Annotated in this window: 18 protein-coding genes and 1 pseudogene; 8 read left to right on the plus strand and 11 right to left on the minus strand. The window is 62.6% G+C overall.

Annotation, left to right across the window (positions count from 1 at the left end; translation table 11 throughout):
• A partial coding sequence (locus H7F49_RS16325; protein WP_185684644.1) for a transposase occupies window positions 1-479 on the plus strand: 479 nt, incomplete at its 5' end.
• Between the two features lie 306 nt (window positions 480-785).
• Here H7F49_RS16325 and H7F49_RS19645 read toward each other — a convergent pair.
• The 4 genes and pseudogenes from H7F49_RS19645 to H7F49_RS16340 all read right to left on the minus strand — a co-directional run bounded on the left by H7F49_RS19645 (window position 786) and on the right by H7F49_RS16340 (window position 4,503).
• Window positions 786-1,109, minus strand: coding sequence for a hypothetical protein (locus H7F49_RS19645; RefSeq protein ID WP_235982262.1), 324 nt, complete (start codon window positions 1,107-1,109; stop codon window positions 786-788).
• A gap of 399 nt (window positions 1,110-1,508) precedes the next feature.
• Window positions 1,509-1,928 (minus strand): annotated as a pseudogene (locus H7F49_RS19990) (TniQ family protein); the annotation flags it as partial.
• Window positions 1,925-2,848, minus strand: coding sequence for a TniB family NTP-binding protein (locus H7F49_RS16335; protein ID WP_036526781.1), 924 nt, complete (start codon window positions 2,846-2,848; stop codon window positions 1,925-1,927). The gene H7F49_RS16335 and the pseudogene H7F49_RS19990, both read right to left, overlap by 4 nt.
• Window positions 2,845-4,503, minus strand: coding sequence for a Mu transposase C-terminal domain-containing protein (locus tag H7F49_RS16340; RefSeq protein WP_017503293.1), 1,659 nt, complete (start codon window positions 4,501-4,503; stop codon window positions 2,845-2,847). The genes H7F49_RS16335 and H7F49_RS16340 overlap by 4 nt, the downstream gene beginning before the upstream one ends.
• 281 nt (window positions 4,504-4,784) lie before the next feature.
• Here H7F49_RS16340 and H7F49_RS16345 point away from each other — a divergent pair, with 281 nt between their 5' ends.
• Complete coding sequence (locus H7F49_RS16345) at window positions 4,785-5,714, plus strand: tyrosine-type recombinase/integrase (protein WP_235982263.1); 930 nt, start codon at window positions 4,785-4,787, stop codon at window positions 5,712-5,714.
• Window positions 5,715-5,728: 14 nt separating this feature from the next.
• On the opposite strand, the gene H7F49_RS16350 is transcribed toward H7F49_RS16345, so the two are convergent.
• The 4 genes from H7F49_RS16350 to H7F49_RS16360 all read right to left on the minus strand — a co-directional run bounded on the left by H7F49_RS16350 (window position 5,729) and on the right by H7F49_RS16360 (window position 10,436).
• Window positions 5,729-6,136: a sulfatase-like hydrolase/transferase gene (locus tag H7F49_RS16350; RefSeq protein ID WP_268958982.1), complete on the minus strand. Its 408-nt coding sequence runs from the start codon at window positions 6,134-6,136 to the stop codon at window positions 5,729-5,731.
• 241 nt (window positions 6,137-6,377) lie between these two features.
• The gene (locus H7F49_RS16355) at window positions 6,378-7,538 is read right to left on the minus strand and encodes a glycosyl hydrolase family 79 N-terminal domain-containing protein (protein WP_328806824.1); all 1,161 of its coding nucleotides are present in this window, start codon (window positions 7,536-7,538) and stop codon (window positions 6,378-6,380) included.
• Between the two features lie 54 nt (window positions 7,539-7,592).
• Window positions 7,593-8,000 carry a hypothetical protein gene (locus tag H7F49_RS19370; protein ID WP_214647873.1) on the minus strand — a complete coding sequence of 136 codons (408 nt, stop codon included), beginning with the start codon at window positions 7,998-8,000 and terminating at the stop codon, window positions 7,593-7,595.
• A 3-nt stretch (window positions 8,001-8,003) separates the two neighbouring features.
• A complete protein-coding gene (locus H7F49_RS16360; RefSeq protein WP_185684647.1) occupies window positions 8,004-10,436 on the minus strand; it encodes a PQQ-dependent dehydrogenase, methanol/ethanol family in 2,433 nt (810 codons plus the stop codon).
• Window positions 10,437-10,565: 129 nt separating this feature from the next.
• On the opposite strand from H7F49_RS16360, the gene H7F49_RS16365 reads away from it, so the two are divergent.
• The 6 genes from H7F49_RS16365 (at window position 10,566) to H7F49_RS16390 (ending at window position 17,080) form a co-directional block, all read left to right on the plus strand.
• Window positions 10,566-11,258, plus strand: a complete 693-nt coding sequence (locus tag H7F49_RS16365; protein ID WP_235982266.1) for a CoxG family protein — start codon at window positions 10,566-10,568, stop codon at window positions 11,256-11,258.
• The gene (locus tag H7F49_RS19940; protein ID WP_185684648.1) at window positions 11,255-12,124 is read left to right on the plus strand and encodes an FAD binding domain-containing protein; all 870 of its coding nucleotides are present in this window, start codon (window positions 11,255-11,257) and stop codon (window positions 12,122-12,124) included. The genes H7F49_RS16365 and H7F49_RS19940 overlap by 4 nt, the downstream gene beginning before the upstream one ends.
• Window positions 12,121-12,624 (plus strand): (2Fe-2S)-binding protein, encoded by a 504-nt coding sequence (locus tag H7F49_RS16375; protein ID WP_185684649.1) that lies wholly within the window; start codon window positions 12,121-12,123, stop codon window positions 12,622-12,624. Before H7F49_RS19940 ends, H7F49_RS16375 begins: the two co-directional genes overlap by 4 nt.
• The gene (locus H7F49_RS16380; protein WP_185684650.1) at window positions 12,621-15,332 is read left to right on the plus strand and encodes a xanthine dehydrogenase family protein molybdopterin-binding subunit; all 2,712 of its coding nucleotides are present in this window, start codon (window positions 12,621-12,623) and stop codon (window positions 15,330-15,332) included. Before H7F49_RS16375 ends, H7F49_RS16380 begins: the two co-directional genes overlap by 4 nt.
• Window positions 15,333-15,461: 129 nt before the next feature.
• Complete coding sequence (locus tag H7F49_RS16385) at window positions 15,462-16,730, plus strand: cytochrome P450 (protein WP_185684651.1); 1,269 nt, start codon at window positions 15,462-15,464, stop codon at window positions 16,728-16,730.
• Between the two features lie 26 nt (window positions 16,731-16,756).
• On the plus strand, window positions 16,757-17,080 hold the full coding sequence (locus H7F49_RS16390) for a 2Fe-2S iron-sulfur cluster-binding protein (RefSeq protein ID WP_185684652.1): 324 nt from the start codon (window positions 16,757-16,759) through the stop codon (window positions 17,078-17,080).
• 120 nt (window positions 17,081-17,200) lie between these two features.
• Here H7F49_RS16390 and H7F49_RS16395 read toward each other — a convergent pair whose 3' ends face one another.
• The 3 genes from H7F49_RS16395 to H7F49_RS16405 are packed head-to-tail and all read right to left on the minus strand — an operon-like array spanning window position 17,201 to window position 21,506.
• Window positions 17,201-18,748, minus strand: coding sequence for a hypothetical protein (locus H7F49_RS16395; RefSeq protein ID WP_214647874.1), 1,548 nt, complete (start codon window positions 18,746-18,748; stop codon window positions 17,201-17,203).
• On the minus strand, window positions 18,715-19,821 hold the full coding sequence (locus tag H7F49_RS16400; RefSeq protein ID WP_185684653.1) for a ThuA domain-containing protein: 1,107 nt from the start codon (window positions 19,819-19,821) through the stop codon (window positions 18,715-18,717). Before H7F49_RS16400 ends, H7F49_RS16395 begins: the two co-directional genes overlap by 34 nt.
• Window positions 19,821-21,506, minus strand: a complete 1,686-nt coding sequence (locus H7F49_RS16405; RefSeq protein WP_185684654.1) for a GMC family oxidoreductase — start codon at window positions 21,504-21,506, stop codon at window positions 19,821-19,823. Before H7F49_RS16405 ends, H7F49_RS16400 begins: the two co-directional genes overlap by 1 nt.

Below are 21,506 nucleotides of genomic sequence, written 5' to 3' on the forward strand. Positions count from 1 at the left end.
GCTGCCGGGTGCACTTCATGCGCAATGCCCTGTCCTATGTGCCCAAGGGCCAGAACACCGTGGTCGCCGCCGCGATCCGGCAGGTCTTCCTCCAACCCGACCAGAAAAGCGCGACCCAGGTCTGGCGACAGGTCGCCGATCAGCTCCGCACCCGTTGGCCAAAGCTCGGCGCCTGCATGGACGAGGCCGAAACCGACGTGCTCGCCTACACCGGCTTCCCCACCCAGCACCGCACGAAATTACACTCCACAAATCCGCTCGAGCGGCTGAACAAGGAGGTCAAGCGCCGTGCCGATGTCGTCGGCATCTTCCCGAACGAGGACAGCATCGTCCGCCTCGTCGGCGCGGTCCTGCTCGAACAGAACGACGAATGGCAGCTCCAGCATCGCTACATGCAGATCGAAGGCATGGCCGAACTCAATCAACCCATGATCGAGGAGGAAAATCAGCCCCTACACATCACCGCCAAAGCCGCCTGACGATGACCCAAGGCCACCGCCGAAATTACACCACGTTGACGGACGCGACCCATCCAAACGGCAGAAATGTCCCAGCCCCGGCCATAACCGGACTGACCGCTCGTAGTCGCGAGACGTTTCCAATTGAGCGGCTTGGATAGGCGCATGTTGCCCAATCGCGGGACGGAATGGAATTGATGAAATCCAGCAGAAGCGCCGCATTCAGGTGCGCGCCGCCAACCTCCTAAGTTAATGGACACCTGCCGCTAAAAAGCGTGCGGCCAGCTAGAGGCCAAATGCGCCTGCCATCCGTAGGCTCGCGGGTACTTAATGGCGCGAAGAGAACGCATTTCCGGCCGTGTCACGGAAGAGAGTTTTGTAGGCCGTCGAGGCGCTCCGTAACGCGGACATCCGCTCGACTTTTTCGTTCCGATGGCACGCTGCTTCCACTGTTCTTTTCAACGTCGGCGAGCACGCCTGACGATCTTGAATGAACTGTTGGAGTGCGATGCTATCGACCATCCGCGCCCATACGTCGACAACCGGCTCGTCCTCGTTTCGCACCGTTGGGTCACAGTCTGCATCGAGCATCGCGGCGCAGATTGCGATAAGGCAACGACGCATTGAGGGGCTGGCAAGCGCGAGCGGCATTTCACAGGAAGGCTCGTTGGGGCAAACGTTATCGAGCGTGAGCACAGGCGCCGCAAACCGATGTAGGAGTCTATCACGCAGTCTCCAGCGCCTGTGGGCCCTTGCGAACAGTAGACAGATTCTGGCGGATTCTTCGAGCAGCTGACCGGCTGAAGTGTCGTTGAAGCGAAATTGATCTGGGACCTTTCCCCTAAGCGCACCCCTCAGCGCGGCTTCAAAGGCTACGATATTGATCCAGATGGGCTGCGCTGCTGGCTCAAGCTCGAGCGCCCTGGGGTGCGCCCGTTCGAGGCCCCGACGGCAGCGAATACAGCACAATCTTGGCGGCCCCTGCGATGACCGCTTAATCGCCCAATGACTACTCCCGCAAGACACGCATCGATCGACGAGTGGCCAGTGGTGCCGGAAACAGAAGCCCCACGCAGCCATGGCCCAGTCCGCACGGATATAGGCGGGGCGGCCAGCGGCATAGTCCTCGGCAAGGCAACGACTGCACCAGCTCAACCGGAGGGTAAGAGCGGGCGCGAAATCTCGGCTAGGATCATCGGATGGAACGTGGTGCCAGGCTACAAAATCCGGGGTGATCCTCGGATACCGATAGCAAAGACCGAGTTCGGCGACACTGTTTTCCGTGAAGCCCTCGCTTGCGGCAAGCTCAGCGATCATCGATTTTTTTGGGTTTACATCGGGATGCCGCCAATGGCCTGCGCGATTTCGATAGGCGCGCAGCAAAGGCTCACCCGGAGCCCGCTGATCGCATCGCACGCGCGCCAGCCATGAACTGAGAAGTTCATCCGCGAATGGCTCCACGAAACTCATACGGTCGCCCGGCCGATTGTCCTTCGCTTGCCTGCCGACGTAAACATGGAGACGAGAGGAAGCGTCACGTCGTTGGCCTCGAAGCTTGCGGCATCAAGCATCTCGCGGCCATCGCGGATAGCCGTGACAGCGGCTGCCTCGATGAGCCGGAATATTCGGCCCGTCACACCCTGGGTGAGGGCCAGCACGCGTTGCCGCGCTTCGACGGTGTCGAGCATCGATGGGCGTCTCAGGGGCAGCAGGCCCGAGAAGCTCGCAAGCAGCTGGCGCAGGGCATGATCGTTGCGCCATGGCATCAATTCGAACGCCCCAAACCGGTCGGCAAGGTTCGGATCCATCAGGACCGCCATCCGCGCGTCCTCGGTCCCTGCGCAAACAATTGGAATTTTCAGATCGTTGGTCAAAAAGCGGATAGTATTGAGGAACACCCGCTGCTGGCGAGGAGTGCCGGCGAGCATCTTGTCGATTTCATCCAGGACGAGCACCTTGGTTTCGACTTCGGCAAGCAGTTGCCTGGCTTCCGCTCGCATCGATCGCACGGACAGTCGGCTAAGGTCGACGCAATTTAGCGCGGTCAGCACCTCGGTGTAAAATTGCTCCTCACTCGGCTCTGGCGGTATCTGCGCGAGCAACACCGGCATCTTGCTGAGCCCGGTCCTGATATCGAACTGAGGAGCGTGAAGTTTCGAGAAGCGGCTGACAATTTCGGTCTTGCCCATCCCGGTGGCGCCAAACAGTAACAGGCAGGGCATTCGCCCTCGCGGCGGATAGATTACCAGGTCTTCAAGGTGGCGGAGCGCGGCCTCAGCCTGTGGCAACGATATCCAGCGGTCGCGGCGTAGCCAGTCGATCCGGGCCTCATCGGTCAATTCGGCATACTCGCGATAAGCCGGGAAGATATGGCTGTACAGCACGTTCATGACTGCTCCTCGATCGCGAGTGGTACAACCGGCCCGTCGAGATTTGGCGGTGTCAGCTGCGCGTTGGCCTCTTGGTGCTGGACAAAGGCCGCAGGCGGTTCGCCGCGGATGAGCGCATCGACGATGCGTTGGGTTGATCGTCGAGCTCCGCGCGTCTTCTCTACGGCCCTAAGCACAATCCTGCGCTGCGTGCTCACCATCTCGAAAAGCATCTGCTCATCGACGGCGGTTCGCCCGCGCTCTCGAAGCGCTCTCAGGGCTTGGTCGTGCTCGAACTTGGTAATTGCAGGACGCCGCTTATCGCGAAGAGGAACTGTGACATGCTCGCCGCCGGGCAGTTCGAGATAGACGGCCGAGAGGTTGAGCGGATTGTATTTGATCGGGAATTTATGAACGCTGTTCGCGACCAGCGTGGCCAAAGCGCCATGCCAGTAGAAAACGTGGAAGAGTTTGATGCCCTCGCGCCGGACCCGGCGCATCTCGAACGGGAGGAAGTCGAGCAGAAAACGTTCTTCATCGGCCGGCAGGCGCAGGGCTGCAACGCGCTTACCTTGATCGTCCTGCCACGCTGTCATCGGGGGGACGCCAAGTGAGCTGTGAATGGTGCGATGATAGATTCCCACCTGGAGGGCGAACCATCGCTCGAATTCCTTGAGGGTCATGCAGGCTTTGCCCTCAGCGTCGTAGTCTCCCTTGTCCTGGATGTTGGAGAACGTAGTACCCGGAAGAAGGTGAACTTCGCCGATGGCGGTGCCGATCATGCGCTCGATGTGCCCGCCAAAGTGCGGAGTGCGCGGTGGACGGTAGTGAAGCTCGATCCCAAATTGCTGGCAGCCCCGAGTCAGCGCGCGTGAGTGAAATTCCGAGGCATTGTCGAGATGGAGGATGTCTGGCAGGCCGAAGACAGGCCATGCGAAGGTGAGCTCTCGATCGGCCAGCCAATCATTCTTGGGCAGTACTGCATGACGGATCGCCATGCCGACCGAAATCGCGGAAGGTCGTTCCAGTGAAATGTAGAAGCCGGGTATCACCCGCGTCGCTACGTCGATCTGCAGGGTCAGCGTTGGCCGCCCGACCGGTCTCCTGAGATACTCATCGACGATGATGATATCGACCAGCGTGTGGTCCATCTGTACGACCTGAAGAGGGTACTGCGCCTCGTATGAGCTGACGACGGGTCGGAAGCGGTCTGCTGCGGCTTTGGTCCCATCACGGGCGCCTGTCAGGCGTGTCCGTTCCACGGCGTTGACCCGCAGGACAACAGTTTGCCGTGCTGGAGGTCGCAGATTCTGCTCCAGGCACGAAAAGCGAATTTGACGGACCAGTTGTGCGATGGTGGGCTTTGGACGGCTGAGATAAAATTGCTCTATTTTGGCATCGATCAGGCGTTCCACCTCGCAAGGGAGGCGAGAGCGCCCTTTGGGAAATCCATCGTGCTGGTCGACCAACGAACTGGTCACTGGGTTTTCCCGGTATCTCGCGAGCAGTTCGTAAATTCGGGACCGGTTGAGGCTCAGCTTCAGGCCGGCCTCAGCAATCGCTTTGCGTCCGAGCCGGGGCTCTGCCGTAAGCGCACGAATGATAGGCTCGCGCTCACAAGCTTTGCGCCATTCTGTATGATCAACCGTCGTGAGGGCAGTGCCTGTTTCGGCCATGACCTATCCCCGATTTTCGCCAGGGACTCGTGTTGCCGGGTCCGGTCGTTTTGTAGCAGAATCGCGCTGTCAGGTCGAACGTCCGGAGGTATTCTTGTACATGATCCACGCAACTCGGCCGTTTTCTCGTCCGCCCGTATTCTTTAAGTGACAGTTTTGGTGCGAGGAAGGGCCAGAAAATGGCGGAAATGAACGGCGTTGCTGTCGAAGCTGAAGCCCGGGCCGCTATCAGCCCGCTCCAAGCAGCATCCCGCGCTGCAATCGAGCTGCCCGGGAGGAGGTTGGGCGAAGAGATCGCGGCTGCCCGATCCTATCGCGCCCAGGCCAAGGCGGCCAACACAATTCGCGCCTACACCAGCGACTGGAACCAGTTCGAAGGTTGGTGCGATGAACGTTCGCTCGAACCGCTGCCGGCGCGGGTCGAGGCCGTGGCGACCTACCTCGCCTCGCTCGCCATGGCGGGCAAGGCCGACAGCACGATCGGCCGTCATCTCGCGGCAATCGGGTGGAAGCACCGGCAGGACGGACTGGTCGCGCCGACTGTGCGCGACGACAAGATGGTCATTGCTGATACGCTCGCCGGGATCCGCCGCGAACAGCGCACACGGCCAAGCGCCAAAAAGACGGCGATTACAGCCAAGGACTTGACGGCGATGATAGCTGCGGCGGACGGGGAGGGGACGCGTTCGATCCGTGACCGGGCGGTGCTGGCGCTGGGGCTGGCGGCGGCGCTGCGGCGGTCGGAACTGGTCGCGCTCGAATCGCACGATGTGGAGCTGGTCGACAAGGGCCTGAAGCTGATGCTGCGCCATTCCAAGACCGATCAGGACGGGGAGGGGCAAGTGATCGCGGTGCCCTCCGGTAAGGCGCTGAGGCCGGTCGAGCGGCTAAAGGCCTGGCTCGCGGTGCGGGGCGGCGGCGCGGGACCGCTGTTCTACCGGATCGACCCGCAAGGGCGGCTGACCGACAAGCCCATGTCGGACCGTTCGATCGCGCGGTTGATCCAGAAATACGCGGGACGGGTGGGGCTCGATCCCGAAACGGTAGCCGGTCATTCCTTGCGAGCAGGGTTCCTCACCGAGGCATCTCGCTCAGGCGCCACCATCGCCAAGATGCAGGAGGTGTCGCGGCACAAAAAGGTCGAGGTGCTGCTGGGCTATGTCCGAGCAGCCGAGCTGTTTGACGAACACGCAGGAGCCGAATTCTTGTAAAGAGTCAACGCGCTTCAAGGCGCGGGAGCTTGTTTAGGGACCTCACCGGCGGATTTCCAACACGGCCAGCGGCAACCAAAACGCCGCACAAACAGGCCGGACATATGAAAGCAACCGATCAAAACCCGTCCCGACAAAGGCCCTTGCCAAGGGGGCGTCCACATATGAATCACATCAGGCCGTTTGGGAATCCCTACCGAGTCAGTTCGTGTGGAAACCGCTCTAAAAGAAGCCGGAAGCCTGGCCCGCGCCCGGTGCTGATTCGCCGGGCTGCAACTTTCGGGTGGCATTCCGGTCAGGATGGCGAAGCGCGAAGGGGCGCAGACCGGCACATTTGAGTAGGAGTTGCGATAGAGCAATCCGCGCTTCGCCAGGGCATCTATAGTCGGTGTATGCGCCAACTTGTCGCCGTAAGAGCCCAGCTAGGGGTTGTTGTCTTCTGTCACTATCCAGAGAATATTGGGTTGGCCAGCAGGAGGAGTGGTCGCCGCGCCCAGAAGGGTGGCGGCACCAAGCGTGGCGCCTCAGTCCAGAACTTGCCGTCTTGCAACGGTCATCACATCGGCTCCCGTTTGTGCGGCATCTCTCCCCAACCATGGCCCTGAAAGGCTGACATTGTAGACCTTGTGCAATCGTGTGAATCAATAGCCGTCTTCGGGTTTCTCATCGATTTTTCCTCGCAGAAGTGCAGGCGGGATTGCCTGCGTCCGGAACCGCAACAAACTGGATGCTGGCAGGCGGCAAGGACAGGATTCCGGGACTCAATCGGACGCCAGCGATCCGCGGGAGCCTGTCGCCCTTCATGGACAGGGTAGCGCCGTTGAGAAAGACGGCCTGGTCGCGCAATTCGCGCGCTGTCAGTGCATAGCCTTCGCCACCTTTGGCCAAGGCTATCTGCCTGCCTTTGCCCGGATCGACGTTGATGGCGAGCAGGGCCACCCCACCGGACTTGCCACGCATGCAATGGCTGTAGAGGTGCAGGCCCGGCTGGCTTTCGGCGCCGCCAAGCACGGTCTCTCCCATCAGTCGCCGCCAGAGTAGCGCCGCCCAGTAGTTTGGGCGTGGGGTTAGTGTCGCTTCGTCGATCAGGCCATAGTCGGAAGCGGCAAGGGTGTTGTGGAACACGGCTGAGACGCCGCCACGCGCCAACCTGCCCAGCTGGTCAGTGTAGCGGAATGAATCGAGAAAGCTTGCGGCCCAGCGATCACCGCCACAGGATGCCTGAGCCGTTTCATTGAGCCAGATTGGTGCTCCCGGGTTGAAGCGGTCGCGCAGGTCTTTGTAGAATGCCAGTGCCCGGTCTGTCCGGGACAGCCATTCCTCACCCAGCGCGTTCTCTGGCTGGATGGCACTGGTCGGCGCCATGAGCGAGCAACGCTCCGAGCGGCCACCATAGAAATGATAGGCGAAGTAATCGAACCGGGGGTGCGGGTCTGCGCCAAGCATGGATTCGGTCGACAGGCCGCGGCTGTTGAACAGGGCAACGCCGGTTTCGCCGGTCGAGCCCGGACCGATTGTGCGAAGCTCTGGAGCCTCGGCCTTCACGAAGTCCCTGAAGGCGGCGACGTCGCGGGCGAACGATGCGGCGTTGTAGCCGGCGGGCAAGCCCGAAGTTGCGCCAAGATTGGGCTCGTTGATCAACTCGGCGCCATAGATGCGCCCACCGATCCGGCGTGTATAGCGCAGCAGCTTGCGCGCTTCATCGGGCTTCCATACGCCATTGGCATCGCGCGCGCCGTCGCTGGCCGCAAACGAGATCGTCAGCCGCCCGTCCACGGTCCTGGCAAAGGCGACAACGCCGGCCCACTGCTGCCGTGTGAGGATATTCTGAAAGCCTCGTGGCGGCTTTGCCGGGGCTGGGCCGTTGCTGTCGTTGAACTAGGTCGTATTGGCCCATGAACCGCTGACGCGGATGTAGGCTGGGCCAAGCCCGCGCGCGAGGGCGCGGAGCCGGCGGTTTGCCAAGTTGGCGGGCGGACGTTGACGAAAAAGACTTGCTTCGAGGGCCAGCCTACCGCTGACCTGGGTATTGATCGGCTGGGCCTGTTCGCCAGGCTTGGCATAGGGTGCCCAGAATCGTCCGCCGATGACTTCTGCCATTTCAACGTTGTAGGACTGGAATCGCGAGTCGACCTTGCCGATCGCCGGCAAGACGGACGGATCGATGGCAACGGCACCCTTGCCGCTCGCCCATGTCGCTTGGGGAAAGCCCAAGCTGAACACAAGCAGTGCTGCCAGCGCATGTTGCCGCGCCATGCCATTTTTCTCATCATGCCACGTCGTCATGTCTTATTTCGCCCGCACTCCGGTGACCGGGAAGGTGCCGAATGGCCCGTTTGAGTTGTCGCCGGTCAGGCTTCCTTCGCGCACGGTTAGGTCATATCCGATCGCGATGGGGAATGGCATGGATGCGCGGCCTTCCAGCTTGATGCGGCCGTTCGCGTATGTGCCCTTGAGGTCGGCAGATCCTTGTTCGGCGGTGGTCTTGCCGGTCACGGCGTTCCCGCTGACAGTAAGGTCGAGCACGGCTTGCTGCGGGCCTGCCGAGGTCTGGATGACCACGGCCCACTTGCCGGCGAAGTCCTGCGGTTTGGCTGTGGCGGCGGCCTGCCGCTCGGCCAGGGCCTTACGCTCGGCCGACACCTGCTGCGCGCGGGTGCGGAGGAAGAAGCGAATTGCCTCCAGTTCGGTATCGCTGATCTGCGGGAAGGGCGGCATGCCGTTCGGCTTGAGGGCGCCTTCCTTGACGATGGCGCGGAAGGTCGCGGCATCGGTGATGGCCGGAGACATGCGCAGGTCAGGCGCGGCGCCCGATGCCACCGCGTTCCAGCCGTGGCAGACCAGGCAGGCGTTCATGCCATAGTTCATGGCGCCGGTCTGGGCGAGCGCGGGGTTGGCTTTCCATGTCGGATCAGCGGGGGGCTGCGGTTCTTCGTAGGCGAACGGCGGGACGGTGTCGGTGCCGCCCAGCGCGAAAGTCAGCACGCGGCGTGGCAAGCGATAGTCGGTGCGGATCGCCTGGTTGCCCAGCGTCTGCATGCCCACCCCTTGGCCGCCCGCACCCGTGATGACGGTAATGTACTGCCTGCCGCCCATGCGGTAGGAGATCGGCGCGCCGACGATCGGGCTTTCGGTCTGGAAGGACCAGACTTCCTTGCCGTTCGCAGCGTCATAGGCGACCAACTTGCCGTCGAGCCTGCCCTGGAAGACCAGGCCGCCCGATGTTGCCAGCACCCCGCCCGGCCAGGTGCCGGGCAGGTCCACCCGCCAGGCTTCCTTCTGCGTCATCGGGTTCCACGCCTTGAGGTAGGAACGGTGGTTGCCCGGCAGGTCCACTTCGGGGATCAAGGTGGTGCCATTGCCGCCGCCCAGCTCTCCGCCGCCTGCCTGTCCTTCGCCGATCAGTGCACCCATGTCCTGTACCGGCACGTAGACGAGGCCGGTTTGCGGGCTGTATGCCTGCGGCATCCAGCTGTGCGCGCCGGTCGGCCCGGGCCACATCTCGAACAGACCGGGCTTGCCCTGGTATCGGATGCCCGGGTTCTCCACCGGGCGGCCGGTCTTGGGATCGATCTTCTCGGCCCATGTCACCTTTGCGATTTTCTCGGCCGAGATGAACTCGCCGCTCGCCCGGTCGATTACGTAGAAGAAGCCGTTCTTTGGCGCCTGCATGAGCACCTTGCGCGGCTTGCCGTCGATCTCCAGCGTTGCCAGCGTCATGTCGGCTGTAGCGGTGCAGTCCCACTGCTCGGCGGGGCAAAGCTGATAGTGCCAGACATATTCGCCGGTATCGGCCTTCACCGCGACAATTGAGGAGAGGAACAGGTTATCTCCGCCGCTAGGGCTGCGCAGGTTTGTGTTATAAGGGAAGCCGTTGCCAAGGCCGAGGTAGATCAGCCCCAGCTCGGGATCGTAGCTGAAGGCATTCCACGCCGTGCCGCCGCCGCCGCGGCGCGATCCGTCCGGCTTCTTCCAGCCCGATGGCCAGGTCTTGGCCATGAGCGCATCGGCCTTGGCTCCACCGGCATTGGCCTCGTCGCCGGGGACCGAATAGAAGCGCCAAGCGCGCTTGCCAGTCTCCGCGTCATAGGCGGTGACGAAGCCGCGCGCCGAGCTGATGTCTGCGCCGCCGAAGCCGACGATCACCTTGCCGCCGAAGGCTCGCGGCGGCCCGTTGTACTGGCGCGGAGCGCCATCGGCGGGCGCATCCTGCATTTTCCAGACTTCCTTGCCGGTGCTGGCGTCGAGCGCGACGACGAAACCGTCGGTAGTGACGAGAAACACCTTGCCCGTGTCATAGGCGATGCCCTTGCTGCCCCAGCCAAGCCCCATGGAAGACGTCGCCCTCTCTCGCGTGCCGCCGTCGTACTCCCACAGCAGCTTGCCGGTATCGGCGGCGAAGGCGCGGATGTGTGAGTGGCCGGTGGTGATGAACACCTTGCCCTCGGCCATCAGCGGGGTGGTGGGAGTATAGCCGGACTCCAGGTCGTAATGCCAGGCCAGCTTCAGTTCGCCAACATTGCCGGTGTCGATCTCGTCCAGCGGAGAATAGTGCGCCTCGTGCCCGGTGCGGCCCCAGCTCGGCCACTCGTCGGGATTGGCGACGAGCGCATCTTCGACCGGCTGTGCGGTACCACCGCAGGCCGACAGGGCCAGCAGCGCAGGAAGCGCGAACAGTCGCTTGAACCTTTGGATATTCACCGGGTGTTCCTTCCCAATCATTCGTAATCGCGTTTTTATGCGCAGAGACCGCTTGACGCGATTCCGTTATGCTACACATAGTCGCATAACGACTCTGTCGAAGGGTCTCAACTCAAATATCAGTTCTTGCCGGAGGGGCTGGCCATGCAAATGAAGGGTGAACAGCACGTCGCAGCGACGCGGCGGCAGGTTTGGGATGCGCTCAACGATCCGTCTGTCCTCGCCCAGTGCATTCCAGGCTGCCAGAATCTCGAGTGCGATGGCGACAACAGTTTCATCGCCGTGGCCGAAGTGAAGATTGGGCCCATCGGTGCGCGCTTCAAGGGTAATGTCCAGCTCTCCGACATCGACGCGCCCAATGGCTATACCATTACCGGATCGGGCAATGGCGGGATCGCGGGCAATGCCAAGGGCGGCGCAAAGGTGCGCCTGTCTGACGCGCCGGGCGGGGGCACGCTGGTGTCCTATACCGTCGATGCCGAGGTTGGCGGCCGCATGGCGCAGCTGGGCGGGCCGATCATCGATGCGACGGCAAAGAACCTGGCCGGCAAGTTCTTCGCGAGGTTCGGCGAGGTGGTGAGCAGAACCGCCGAGCCCGCGCCGGTCGCGGCTGCGCCTGTGCCGGGCGCCGCCTCCGTGGCCGCATCCCCGGCGCGCGCACCCGCAAAGGTCGGCGCAACCGGCCTGTGGGGCTGGATCGCCGCCTTGCTCGTGGCGCTGCTGGTCGGCTATTACCTCGGCGCGCATCTCGTCTCGGGCGGCATGGTTTCGCTGGTGCTGGGCTTGCTCGTCATCGTGGCGGCTGCGGCCTATGAAGCGGGCAAGCGGAGTGGCCGCCAGTGAAGCCCGCTCCGTTCGACTATGTCGCCCCGCGCACCGTGGCAGAGGCCTGCGCGGTCTTGTCCGAGGCGGGCGGCGGCGCGACCGTGATCGCCGGCGGGCAGACGCTGATGCCGCTGCTCAACCTGCGGATGAGCCAGCCCTTCATTCTTGTCGACGTGAACCACATCGAGGGCTTCAGCGGCGTGACCCGCGTGCCGGGTGGCACCCGCATTGCGCCTGCCACCCGGCAGGCAGCGGCGCTCAAGGACGGGACGCTCGCCGCCCATGTCCCCGCGCTGGTCAGCGCGCTTGGGCATGTCGGGCACCACCAGACGCGCAATCGTGGCACCATCGGCGGTTCGGTCGCGCTGGGTGAGCCTGCGGCGGAGATGCCCGCCACGGCGGTGGCGCTGGGAGCTGCCATCGACGTCGCCTCGGTGCGCGGCACCCGGACAGTCCCGGCGCGCGAATTCTATCTCGGCCCCTACATGACCGTGCTGGAGCCCGACGAACTCGTCACCGGCATCACCTATCCCGACTGGGGCGAAGGCCATGTCGTGCTGTTCAACGAGCTTGCCCAGCGGCCCGGCGATTTTGCCCTGACCGGTTTCGTCGGCACGCTCGCGCTCGATGGCGGCAAGATTACCCGCGCCGGTTTGGCATGGATGGCGATGGGACCGACTCCGGTGGCCATGACCGAGGCTGAGGCTGTACTGGCCGGCCAGACGCTGGACGGCATCGACATCGCGGCGCTCTCGGACCTTGCCTTGCGCCCCACCGCGCCGTTCGACGACCAGCACGCCAGCGCCGAATACCGCCGCACCGTCGGCAAGCGCCTGTTCGAAAAGACCCTGCGCGCCGCGCTGCAAGTGAAGGAAGTGGCATGAGCGAGCACCGCGTCGAATTGACCGTCAACGGCGCAAGGCTAGCCGCGACGACCGAGGCGCGCACCAGTCTGGGCGATTTCCTGCGGCTAAAGGGGGGCTGTACCGGCGTCCACCTAGGCTGCGAGCACGGCGTCTGCGGTGCCTGCACGGTGATCGTCGATGGCGCAGCGGTGCGATCCTGCCTGATGCTCGCGGTTCAGGCCGAAGGCGCGACTGTCACCACCGCCGAGGGCCTCGCCGCCGCCGATGGCTCCCTGCACCCGGTGCAGCAGGCGATGCGCGAGAACCACGGGTTGCAATGCGGCTTCTGCACACCAGGCGTAGTCTGCACCTTCGCCGCTCTGGTGGACCGCAATGAACGGCCGGACGAGGCCGAACTGGTCAATGCCATGTCCGGGCACCTGTGCCGCTGCACCGGCTATCAGGGCATCCGCAAGGCCGCCAAGGCGCTCGCCGAGGGCACTGTCGGGCAAAGCCAACAAACGGGATCTGCGGCATGAGCGCGGGCGTTGGTTCCGCCCGCCTCATCGGCAAGCGTGTCGAGCGCAAGGAAGACGCGCGCCTGCTCACCGGCCACGGCCAGTTCACCGACGATGTCGTGGTGCCGGGCATGCTCCATGTCGCCTTCGCCCGCAGTCAGGTGGCGCGCGGGCGGATCACGCGGCTCGATACGGAAGCAGCGCGCGACGTGCCGGGCGTTTACGCCGTACTCACCGCCGATGATCTGGCCAAGCGCCCGATCACGATGATGAGCTTTTTCTTCGCGCCATCGGAAGTGCCGGTTACGCCGCTCGCTGGCGAACTGGTGCAATATGTCGGGGAGCCCTTCGCGCTGGTCATCGCGGACAGCCGCGCGCTCGCCGAAGACGCCGCCGCGCTGATCGAGGTCGAAATCGAGGAGCTCGATCCGGTGGTAACGCTGGCCGATGCCATGGCCATGCCGCCGATCCACCCCGGCACCGACAGCAATGTCGCCGCCGAAATCGGTGACGAGGAACTCGAGGACGAACTGGCAGCCATGCTGGAAGGCGCGGCCTTCCGGATAAAGCAGAAGGTGGTCCACCAGCGCATTTCACAGGCGCCGATGGAAAACCGCGCGATCCTCGCCACGCGCGAGGGGCCGGAAGAGCTCAAGCTCTACATCACCTGCCAGAGCCCGCACAACATCGCCCGCTGGGTCAGCCTCGCGCTCGGCCTGCCGAGCACGTCGATCCGTGTAATCTCCAAGGATGTCGGCGGCTCGTTCGGGCTGAAGAACACGCCGTGGAAGGAAGAATGCGCGGTGATCTGCGCGGCATGGCTCACCGGCCGCCCGCTCAAGTGGACCGAGGACCGCTGGGAAGCGCTCACCGCATCGTGTCAGGCGCGCGAGGCGGAAATGCGGCTTGATGTCGGTTTCGACGCGCAGGGCAAGATGCTCGCCAGTCACGGCGTCTATGACTGCAACAACGGCGCTTATCCGCAAGGCGCGGACAGCAACATCGCCGTCCACATGTTCCTTTGGGCCGCTTACAAATTGCCGACCTATTCGTTCCTCAGCCGCGGCTGGTATTCGAACACAAATGGCCTCGCCGCCTATCGCGGGCCATGGGCGATGGAATCGCTGATCCGCGAGACGCTGCTCGACAAGGCGGCGCGGAAAATCGGCATCGACCCGGTCGAAATCCGCCGCCGCAACTTGCTCTATCTCACCGACCAGCCGGCCGTGTCCTCCATGGGCATTCCGGTCGATGACATCACGCCCGGCGAATGTCTCGACAAGCTGGTGGACTATTTCGACGTCGCCGCTTTCCGCAAGGAACAAGCCGAGGCGCGTGCGCAGGGGCGCTATCTCGGCCTCGGCATGGCCACTTACATCGAACCCACCGGTTCCGCCGGAACCATGGCGCCGATGACCGGCGAACTGGCGCAAGTGCGGATCGAGCCTACCGGCAAGGTCACCGCCGCCATGTCGACTCACAGCCAGGGGCATGGCACCGCAACGACCATGGCGCAGTGCATCGCCGACAAGCTGGGCGTGCCTTACGAGGACGTCACCGTGTTCGAGGGCGACAGCGCCCATGGCGGCTTTGGCCCCGGCGCCGCAGGCAGCCGGCAGGGCGTGATCGGCGGCGGTGCGGCGATCCGCGCGGCGGAAATGCTGTCCGACAAGGTCAAGGCGCTCGCCTCGCACCTCTACAATGCCTCGCCCGAAAGCGTGACCATTGAGGACGGTGTGGTTCATGTGTCAGGCGCACCGGAAATGTCGCGTTCGATCGGCGAGCTTGCCGCCATTGCCTATGGTGAGCCAGACCGCTTGCCACCCGGCTTAGAAACCGGCCTTGAAGCGCAGTTCCGCTATCAGCCGCCGCCGATGACCCTGACCAGCGCCGCGCACGCCTGCGTGGTCGAGGTCGATGCTGACACCGGCTTCGTCAAGATCCTGCGCTGGATCAGCAGCGAGGACTGCGGCACGGTGATCAATCCCGGCGTGGTCGAAGGCCAGATTTCCGGCGGACTGGCACAGGCCATCGGCATGGTCCTGCTTGAGGACATGCCCTACGACGCGCGCGGCAATCCGCTGGCGGCGACGTTCAAGGACTATCTGCTGCCGGCGATCAGCGACGTGCCGATAATCGAATTTGTCCACGCCAATACCCCGTCCAAGACCATCGGCGGCATGCGCGGCGTAGGGGAAGGCGGGGCGATCATCGGCCCGCCGACGCTGGTCAACGCCATTGCCGACGCGCTTTCCCCGTTCGGCGAGATCGAGGAACTACGCTTGCCGCTGACCCCAGCACGGGTGCTCGACGTGATCGAGCAGCGCAATGTTTCGGGGCCGACGGAAGCGCCGCCCGCCGCAGTAGCTCCGCAGCCGGGGCCTGCTGCCCGGCCCGAAGATGCGCCAGAACCGGCACCCGCCAGCGGTCCCGCCACCATCGATGGCGACTGGAACGCGGTGCTCAAGACACCGATGGGGCCGCAGGCGATGGTGCTCACCCTGCGCACAGACGGAGATTCGGTGTGCGGCGCGCTCAGCAGTCCGGAAGGTTCGCAGGAGTTCACCGGCGGCACGCTTGAAGGCAATCGCGTTCGCTTCGACCTCAAGGTCGAAAAGCCGATGAAGATCACGCTGAAGTATGATCTGGAGATCACCGGCGATACCCTCGCCGGCAAGTGCAAGATGGGCATGTTCGGCTCGGCCAAGGTGACGGGGAGCCGAACTTGAAAGCAACCAGTATTCGGCGAACTTGATTCAGGTCAATTCTTGTTGGATATGCTACATTATAGCGCATAAATATGATGGCCGATGCTGGTAAGCGCTCTCGCGCGCCAAATGGACTAAGTGGAGAGAAACATGTCCGAACTCGCAAATGCAGACGTCTTTGTGGACAATGCTGCCGCTCAGAGGCCCTTTGAATATGTGGAAGCACTAAGAGCCAAAGGTCCGATCACGCCGCTTGGTTTCCGCAACGTGGTGGCCGTGACCGGGTATGACGAAGGCGTAGCCATCTACAAGGACGACATCCACTTTTCGGCGATCAATACCGTCACCGGCCCATTTCTGCCGCTTGAATACGATGCCGACCGGGACATCGACGAACAGATCGAACATTGCCGCGCGGCCAATCCCTATCTCGGCATGATCATGTCAGAAGACGAGGCGGCACACGCCCGTTCGAAGACGATCCTCAACGGGATTATCACGCCGGCACGCCTCAAGGCGAATGAACAGTACATGTACACCCTGGCCGATGAAATCATCGATGAGTTCATCGATCGCGGTACGTTCAATGTCGTCAGCGATTTCGGTGCGCCCTATGCGCAGCTCACGGTGGCGGACCTGATGGGGATTCCCAAAGAAGACAACGACATGGTGCGTTCGTTAACGGCGGACCCCAGCCAGTTGCCCGGAAACGTGGGTGGCACGTTCGACATGGGAACCAATCCGCTGGCCCAGATGGGCATGGCCTTTTACCAGTATATTGCCGATCGCCGTGCCAATCCGCGCGACGACGTGCTTACACGTATGGCGCAGCAGACATACGAAGACGGTACGCTACCCACGATCGAGGAGGTCGTCGGCCTTGCCACTTTCCTCTTCGGCGCCGGGCAGGATACGACCGTGCAGCTTTTCACGGCGATGCTGCGACATTTGTCGGACCAGCCCGAACTCGCTGAGCGACTTCGTAGCGAACCGGCCAGGATCGCCGATTTCGTGGACGAGACGCTGCGCCTTTTTGGCACGTCGAAAAGCACGTTTCGGTATGTGCGCAGACCGGTGACTATCGGCGGCTTCGACTTTCGGCCCGGCCAGCATGTCATGCTCCACACGCTGGGAATGAACCGCGACCCCCGTCGTTTCGACGATCCCACTAATTTCGACATCGACCGCAAGAATGGCCGAACCCATGTTGCCTTTGGGCGCGGCCTTCACGCCTGCGCCGGAGCACCGCTGGCCCGTGCTGAGGGACGCATTGCGATCGAGCGTCTGCTTGTACGGATGAAGAACATCAGGATCAGCGATGCAAGGCATGGCCCCGCCGGCAATCGCAACTTCTCATTCCTGCCGAACTATTCGTTGCTGGGCGTCACCGAGCAGTGGATGGATTTCGACCGCGCGTGAAGGCGTTGACGATCAAGGGGTGAAGCATGGTCAAGATAACTTTCGTCGAGCATGATGGCTCGCGCACCGAAGTCGATGCGCCGGTGGGACAGTCATTGATGAGAGCAGCCACCTATGGCGAGGTGCCCGGCATTTCCGCGGATTGCGGAGGAAATTGCGCCTGCGGGACATGCCGTGTCTACGTGCCGGAACAGTGGCGCAGTTGCTTTGCCAATCCTTCCTCCTCCGAGAAGGACATGATTGACTACTGGAATGACCAAACCGATGGCGTCCGACTCGCCTGCCAGACCAAAGTGAACGAAGCGATGGACGGCATGATACTGAACCTGCCTGAGGACCAGCATTACTGATCGAGCGATATTCCGCACGATGCTCTAGCCCTGGGAATGCTGAATCGCCGCACGGGATTTACCAAAGAGCGATGAGTCAGGCTCATCGCTCTTTGGCGTCAGTTCGCCTTGCCATCAACCTCAGCGACATGCCGGATTGCCGGCTCCGGGCAGGGCGGCAAAGGCAATGGCCTGTCCAGGTACCGTCAGGGAGGCTCCCAGCAATGCGCCGTCCAGGCCCGACAGGTTTCCTGACGCCGTAAGGGCCGGAACACGCCCATTGACCAGAACTTCGCGTGTGTCGAGCGGCTGGCCGGTCAGCACCCACGAGCGGCCCTTGGTACCAAGCGGGAGCGACTGTGCAGATGCTTCAGTGTTGATCGCCAGCAAACCAACGCCTCCGCCTTTGCCGGGCAGGCAATGGGCATAGAGCCTGAGACCAGGCGAGGGCGAGGCGGGAGGCGCCAGTACCGTTGCTCCCATGGTGCGCTTCCAGAGCACCGCCGCCCAGTAATTCGGGCGGGGCTTCAGCGTATCCTGATCGATCAGGCCATAGTCCGATGCCGCCAGTGTGTTGTGAGCCACCACCTGGACGCTCTTTTGCGCCAGCGCCCCCATCTGGTTGAGAAAGCGGAAGCTGTCGAGGAACGTCTGTGCCCAGGGGCTACCACCGCAGGCCGCCTGCGCCGTTTCGTTCAGCCACATCGGCTTGCCCGGTTCATGCCGGTCCCGCATTGCGCCGTAGAAATTGGCGTCGATCAGAGTCCGGTCCAGCCAGTCGGCCGAAAGGGCTGTGTCCTTCAGGCTTGGCGATGAGCCGCAGCGTTGCGAGACGTTGCCGTAGAAATGATACGTGACGATATCGAGGCTGCCGGGGTTGGCGGCCAGCAGGTCTTCCGATTGCAGAAAGCCCATGGAATCCGACTGGGGCGTGTGCTTCATCATCGTGCCTTCGGCGGTCCCGCCTGCGCCTGCCAGTTTCATGCCTGGGGCAGCCTTTGCTGCCCAGCTTTTGAAAATCCGGAAATCCCTGGCGAAGTCGGCTACGCCATATCCTTTCGGAAACGCTCCATGCGGCGGAATTGTCGGTTCATTGAACAGTTCCGCGCTGTGGATTTCGCCGCCAGCTTCGCGCGTCAGGTCAAGCAGACGCTGGGCCTGCTCGGGATTCCAGCTGCCGTCGGGATGGCGTGCACCGGCGCTGGCGGGAAAGCTGGTCACGATCTTCGCGTCGACAGCTGCGGCAAATGCCACGGCACCGCGCCACTGGTCGCGCGTAAGCACTTGGTTGAAGCCAGGCGGAGGAGACGTGACGACCTCTCCCGGGGCGGGCAGATAGGTACTGTTCGCCCAGGTCCCGGAAATGCGTATATAGGCGGGGCCAAGTTGACGGGCCATGGCGACAAGGCGTCGATCAGCCAGATTCGTCGGCGGGCGCATGCGATACATTTCACCCTTTGGCCCGTCATAGGGCGCCCAGAACCGGCCGCCGGTCACTTCGACCATTTCTACATTGTAAGACAGAAAGCGTTCGTCGACCGTGGCGACCCGCGGCAACGGCGCCAGGCCGTTCGTTGGTTGCCGCAGGGAAACGCAGGCGGCCAGCGACAGCGGCAATGCGCTAACGAACAGGATATTCCAAAGTTTGACTCTAGTCACCTGCATGCCCTTCTTTCGGTTGCCGCCCATTCGATTGCTGCTTCAAGCAGTTTCACGTGGTTGGGTTCGACATATGTTTCCGGCTTGTGGCCGATTGCCGAATAGAACATCCGGCCACGTTTGATGCAATTCGTCCAAGCGAGCGGATGCGAACCCATGCGTATGTCGGTACCCATCGGCCCGACTGGATTGTAGCTTGCTTCATCGAGGCTGAGCAGGACGTTCGCGCCCTTCGCGCGGGGATCGCCACGGAAGGAATACCATTCGTCGGTCATAGCCCAGTCAGCAGGAAGCGTCGCAGCAAGCGGATGCTGCTGGTCAACTACGATCCGCGCGTTCTGGAACTGCGGCGCCAGCGTGTGTCCGATGAAGCGGGCGCCGATCAGGCTGTCGGCATACCAATCCCAGAAATAGTTGAAATCGCCCGCTGATCCGTGGACCGCCACGAAACCGCCGCCTCGTTCAAGGTAGCGTTGCAAGGCGCGGCGTTGTGACAGGGTCAAGACATCGCCGCTGACATTGTTCCAGAAAACCACGTCGAACTGGCGCAGGGTTGCCGGATTGATGGCACCACCGCTTTGCGTGGCGGCAATATACCAGCCCTTGCGCTGCGCCATGGCGACCAGCGCGGCGCGGGCAGCTTCGACCGATGGCGTATCCTTGAAGCCGTTGATCTTTTCGAAGATCAGGATGCGCGGCTTGCCCCGATCACGGGGGAAGTTGAAATGGGGCCGATCATTGTCATAGCGGGCGCAGCGGGCGGCCCTGTCAGCCGGGGTGACGGGAAGGGCGCGCAGTGCCTGATCGACCGCTTCCAGCCGCGATGGGCTCAGGCCAGTCCAGGTCGCGTTTTCCTTCAGGGTCAGGATTGCCCCGAAGGTGGGCGGTTGGGTGTTCAGGAACATCGGCGGCAGTTTGTCGATCCGGCCCCCGGTTTCGCGGTCCAATACGGCCTTTGCCGCAGGGCTTAGCAGCAGATCGATGAGGGGGCTCTGCGCGGAAAAGGGCGCGTCGCGCAGCGGACAATCGATCGGCGCCCGCGCCAGGACGGGTGCAGAAATGGCCAGTGCGGCCAAGGCCAAAAGGAACTTAATGGTCCGCATCACAATTTGCCTTCCCCAAGCAATTTCGCCGCATGATCCGCTGCCCGGGCTGATAGCGCCATATAGGTCAGCGACGGGTTCTGGCAGCCGGACGAAGGCATGGCCGCACCATCGGTTATGAACAGGTTGGCGACATCGTGGGCCTGATTGTGGGCGTTAAGAACCGATTTGCCCGGATCCCTGCCCATGCAGGCCGTCCCCATTTCATGGATGCCAAGGCCAGGCTCTGCCGGGCCGGTTGCCGCACTGACCACCATGCCGCCTGCCGCCTGGATCATGGCTTTTGCATCTTCCAGTATCTGACTGGTCATCTTGCGTTCGTTTTCGCCATGGGCACAGTCGATGCGAACCAGAGGAATGCCCCACTGGTCGGTCTCCGACGGGTCGAGTGTGACCCGGTTTTCCGGATTGGGCAACATCTCGCCAAAGCCCGAGATATAGACCAGCCACGGACCCAGCTTGCGGGTGCGCGCCTTGAGATCGGCACCGATGCCCGGCAAGCCCAGCGCCGCGCTGCGCCAGCCCAGGCGGCTGGCCGCTCCCTGGAAACCATAGCCCCGCAGGAATTCATCAGTGCTGCCGACGTTGCGATAACGTGGAATGTACATGCCGGTCGGCCTGCGCCCGTGGTAATAGGTTTCCGGGCCTTTCGGCAGGATGCCCGCCACCGATAGGGAGAACAGGTGGTCCATCAGGTGTCTTCCGACCATGTCCGAACTGTTGGCGAGCCCCTTGGGCATGTCCTCGCTGCGGGAGTTCAACAGGATCTGGGCCGTGCCGATGGTCGAAGCGCAGCAGAATATCACTTTCGCTTCATAAGTGCGGCCGACCTTGGTGTTGGAATCGATCACCCTGACACCCGTGGCCCGACGGGTTGCAGGATCATGGATGATCGAGTGGACAATGGCATCGGTCACGATGGTGAGATTGCCGGTCCGCTGCGCTGCGGGAAGGGCTGAACTGAGGGCCGAGTGATAGGCACCATAGCTGCAACCGCGGTCGCAGAAATTCCGCACCTGACAGCTGTTGCGGCCCAGTTCTTCGTGATGGGGCTGCGCCTTTGACAGGTTGGCAACCCTGCCCGGGATGACCTTGCGTCCTGGAAACTTGGCTTCAACCGCGGCCTTGAACAGTTTTTCGCCATCGTTGAGTTCGAAGGGAGGAAGGAATTCGCCATCCGGCAGCTGCGGCAATCCCTCGACGGACCCGGAAACCCCGATGAATTTTTCGACATGCGAATACCAGGAGGCCAGATCTTCATAGCGGATCGGCCAGTCCGAACCATGGCCGTCGCGGGCGTTGGCTTCGAAATCCATGGGCGAGAGGCGATAGGACTGGCGCCCCCACATGATCGAACGCCCGCCCAGGTGATAACCCCTGATCCAGGCAAAGGGTCTGTCTTCCGGCGTCGTATAGGGATGCTCGTTGTCCTTCACCCAGTACTGCTGGGTGGCGGTGTTCATGTTGTACTGCTTGCCTTGGACTTTGTAGTCCCGCGCAAGCACTTCTTCAGCCACCATGCCGGCGTTCGGCAGGTCCCAAGGCTGCATCCAGTCGGTATAGGAAGCCCCGTGTTCGAGCTTGCGCCCGCGTTCGATCACCAGGGTTTTCAGGCCGCGTTCGCATAGCTCCTTGGCAGCCATGCTGCCGCTCATGCCCGAACCGATCACGATTGCATCAAACAT

This window comes from Novosphingobium aerophilum (genome assembly GCF_014230305.1).
Classification (GTDB): domain Bacteria; phylum Pseudomonadota; class Alphaproteobacteria; order Sphingomonadales; family Sphingomonadaceae; genus Novosphingobium; species Novosphingobium aerophilum.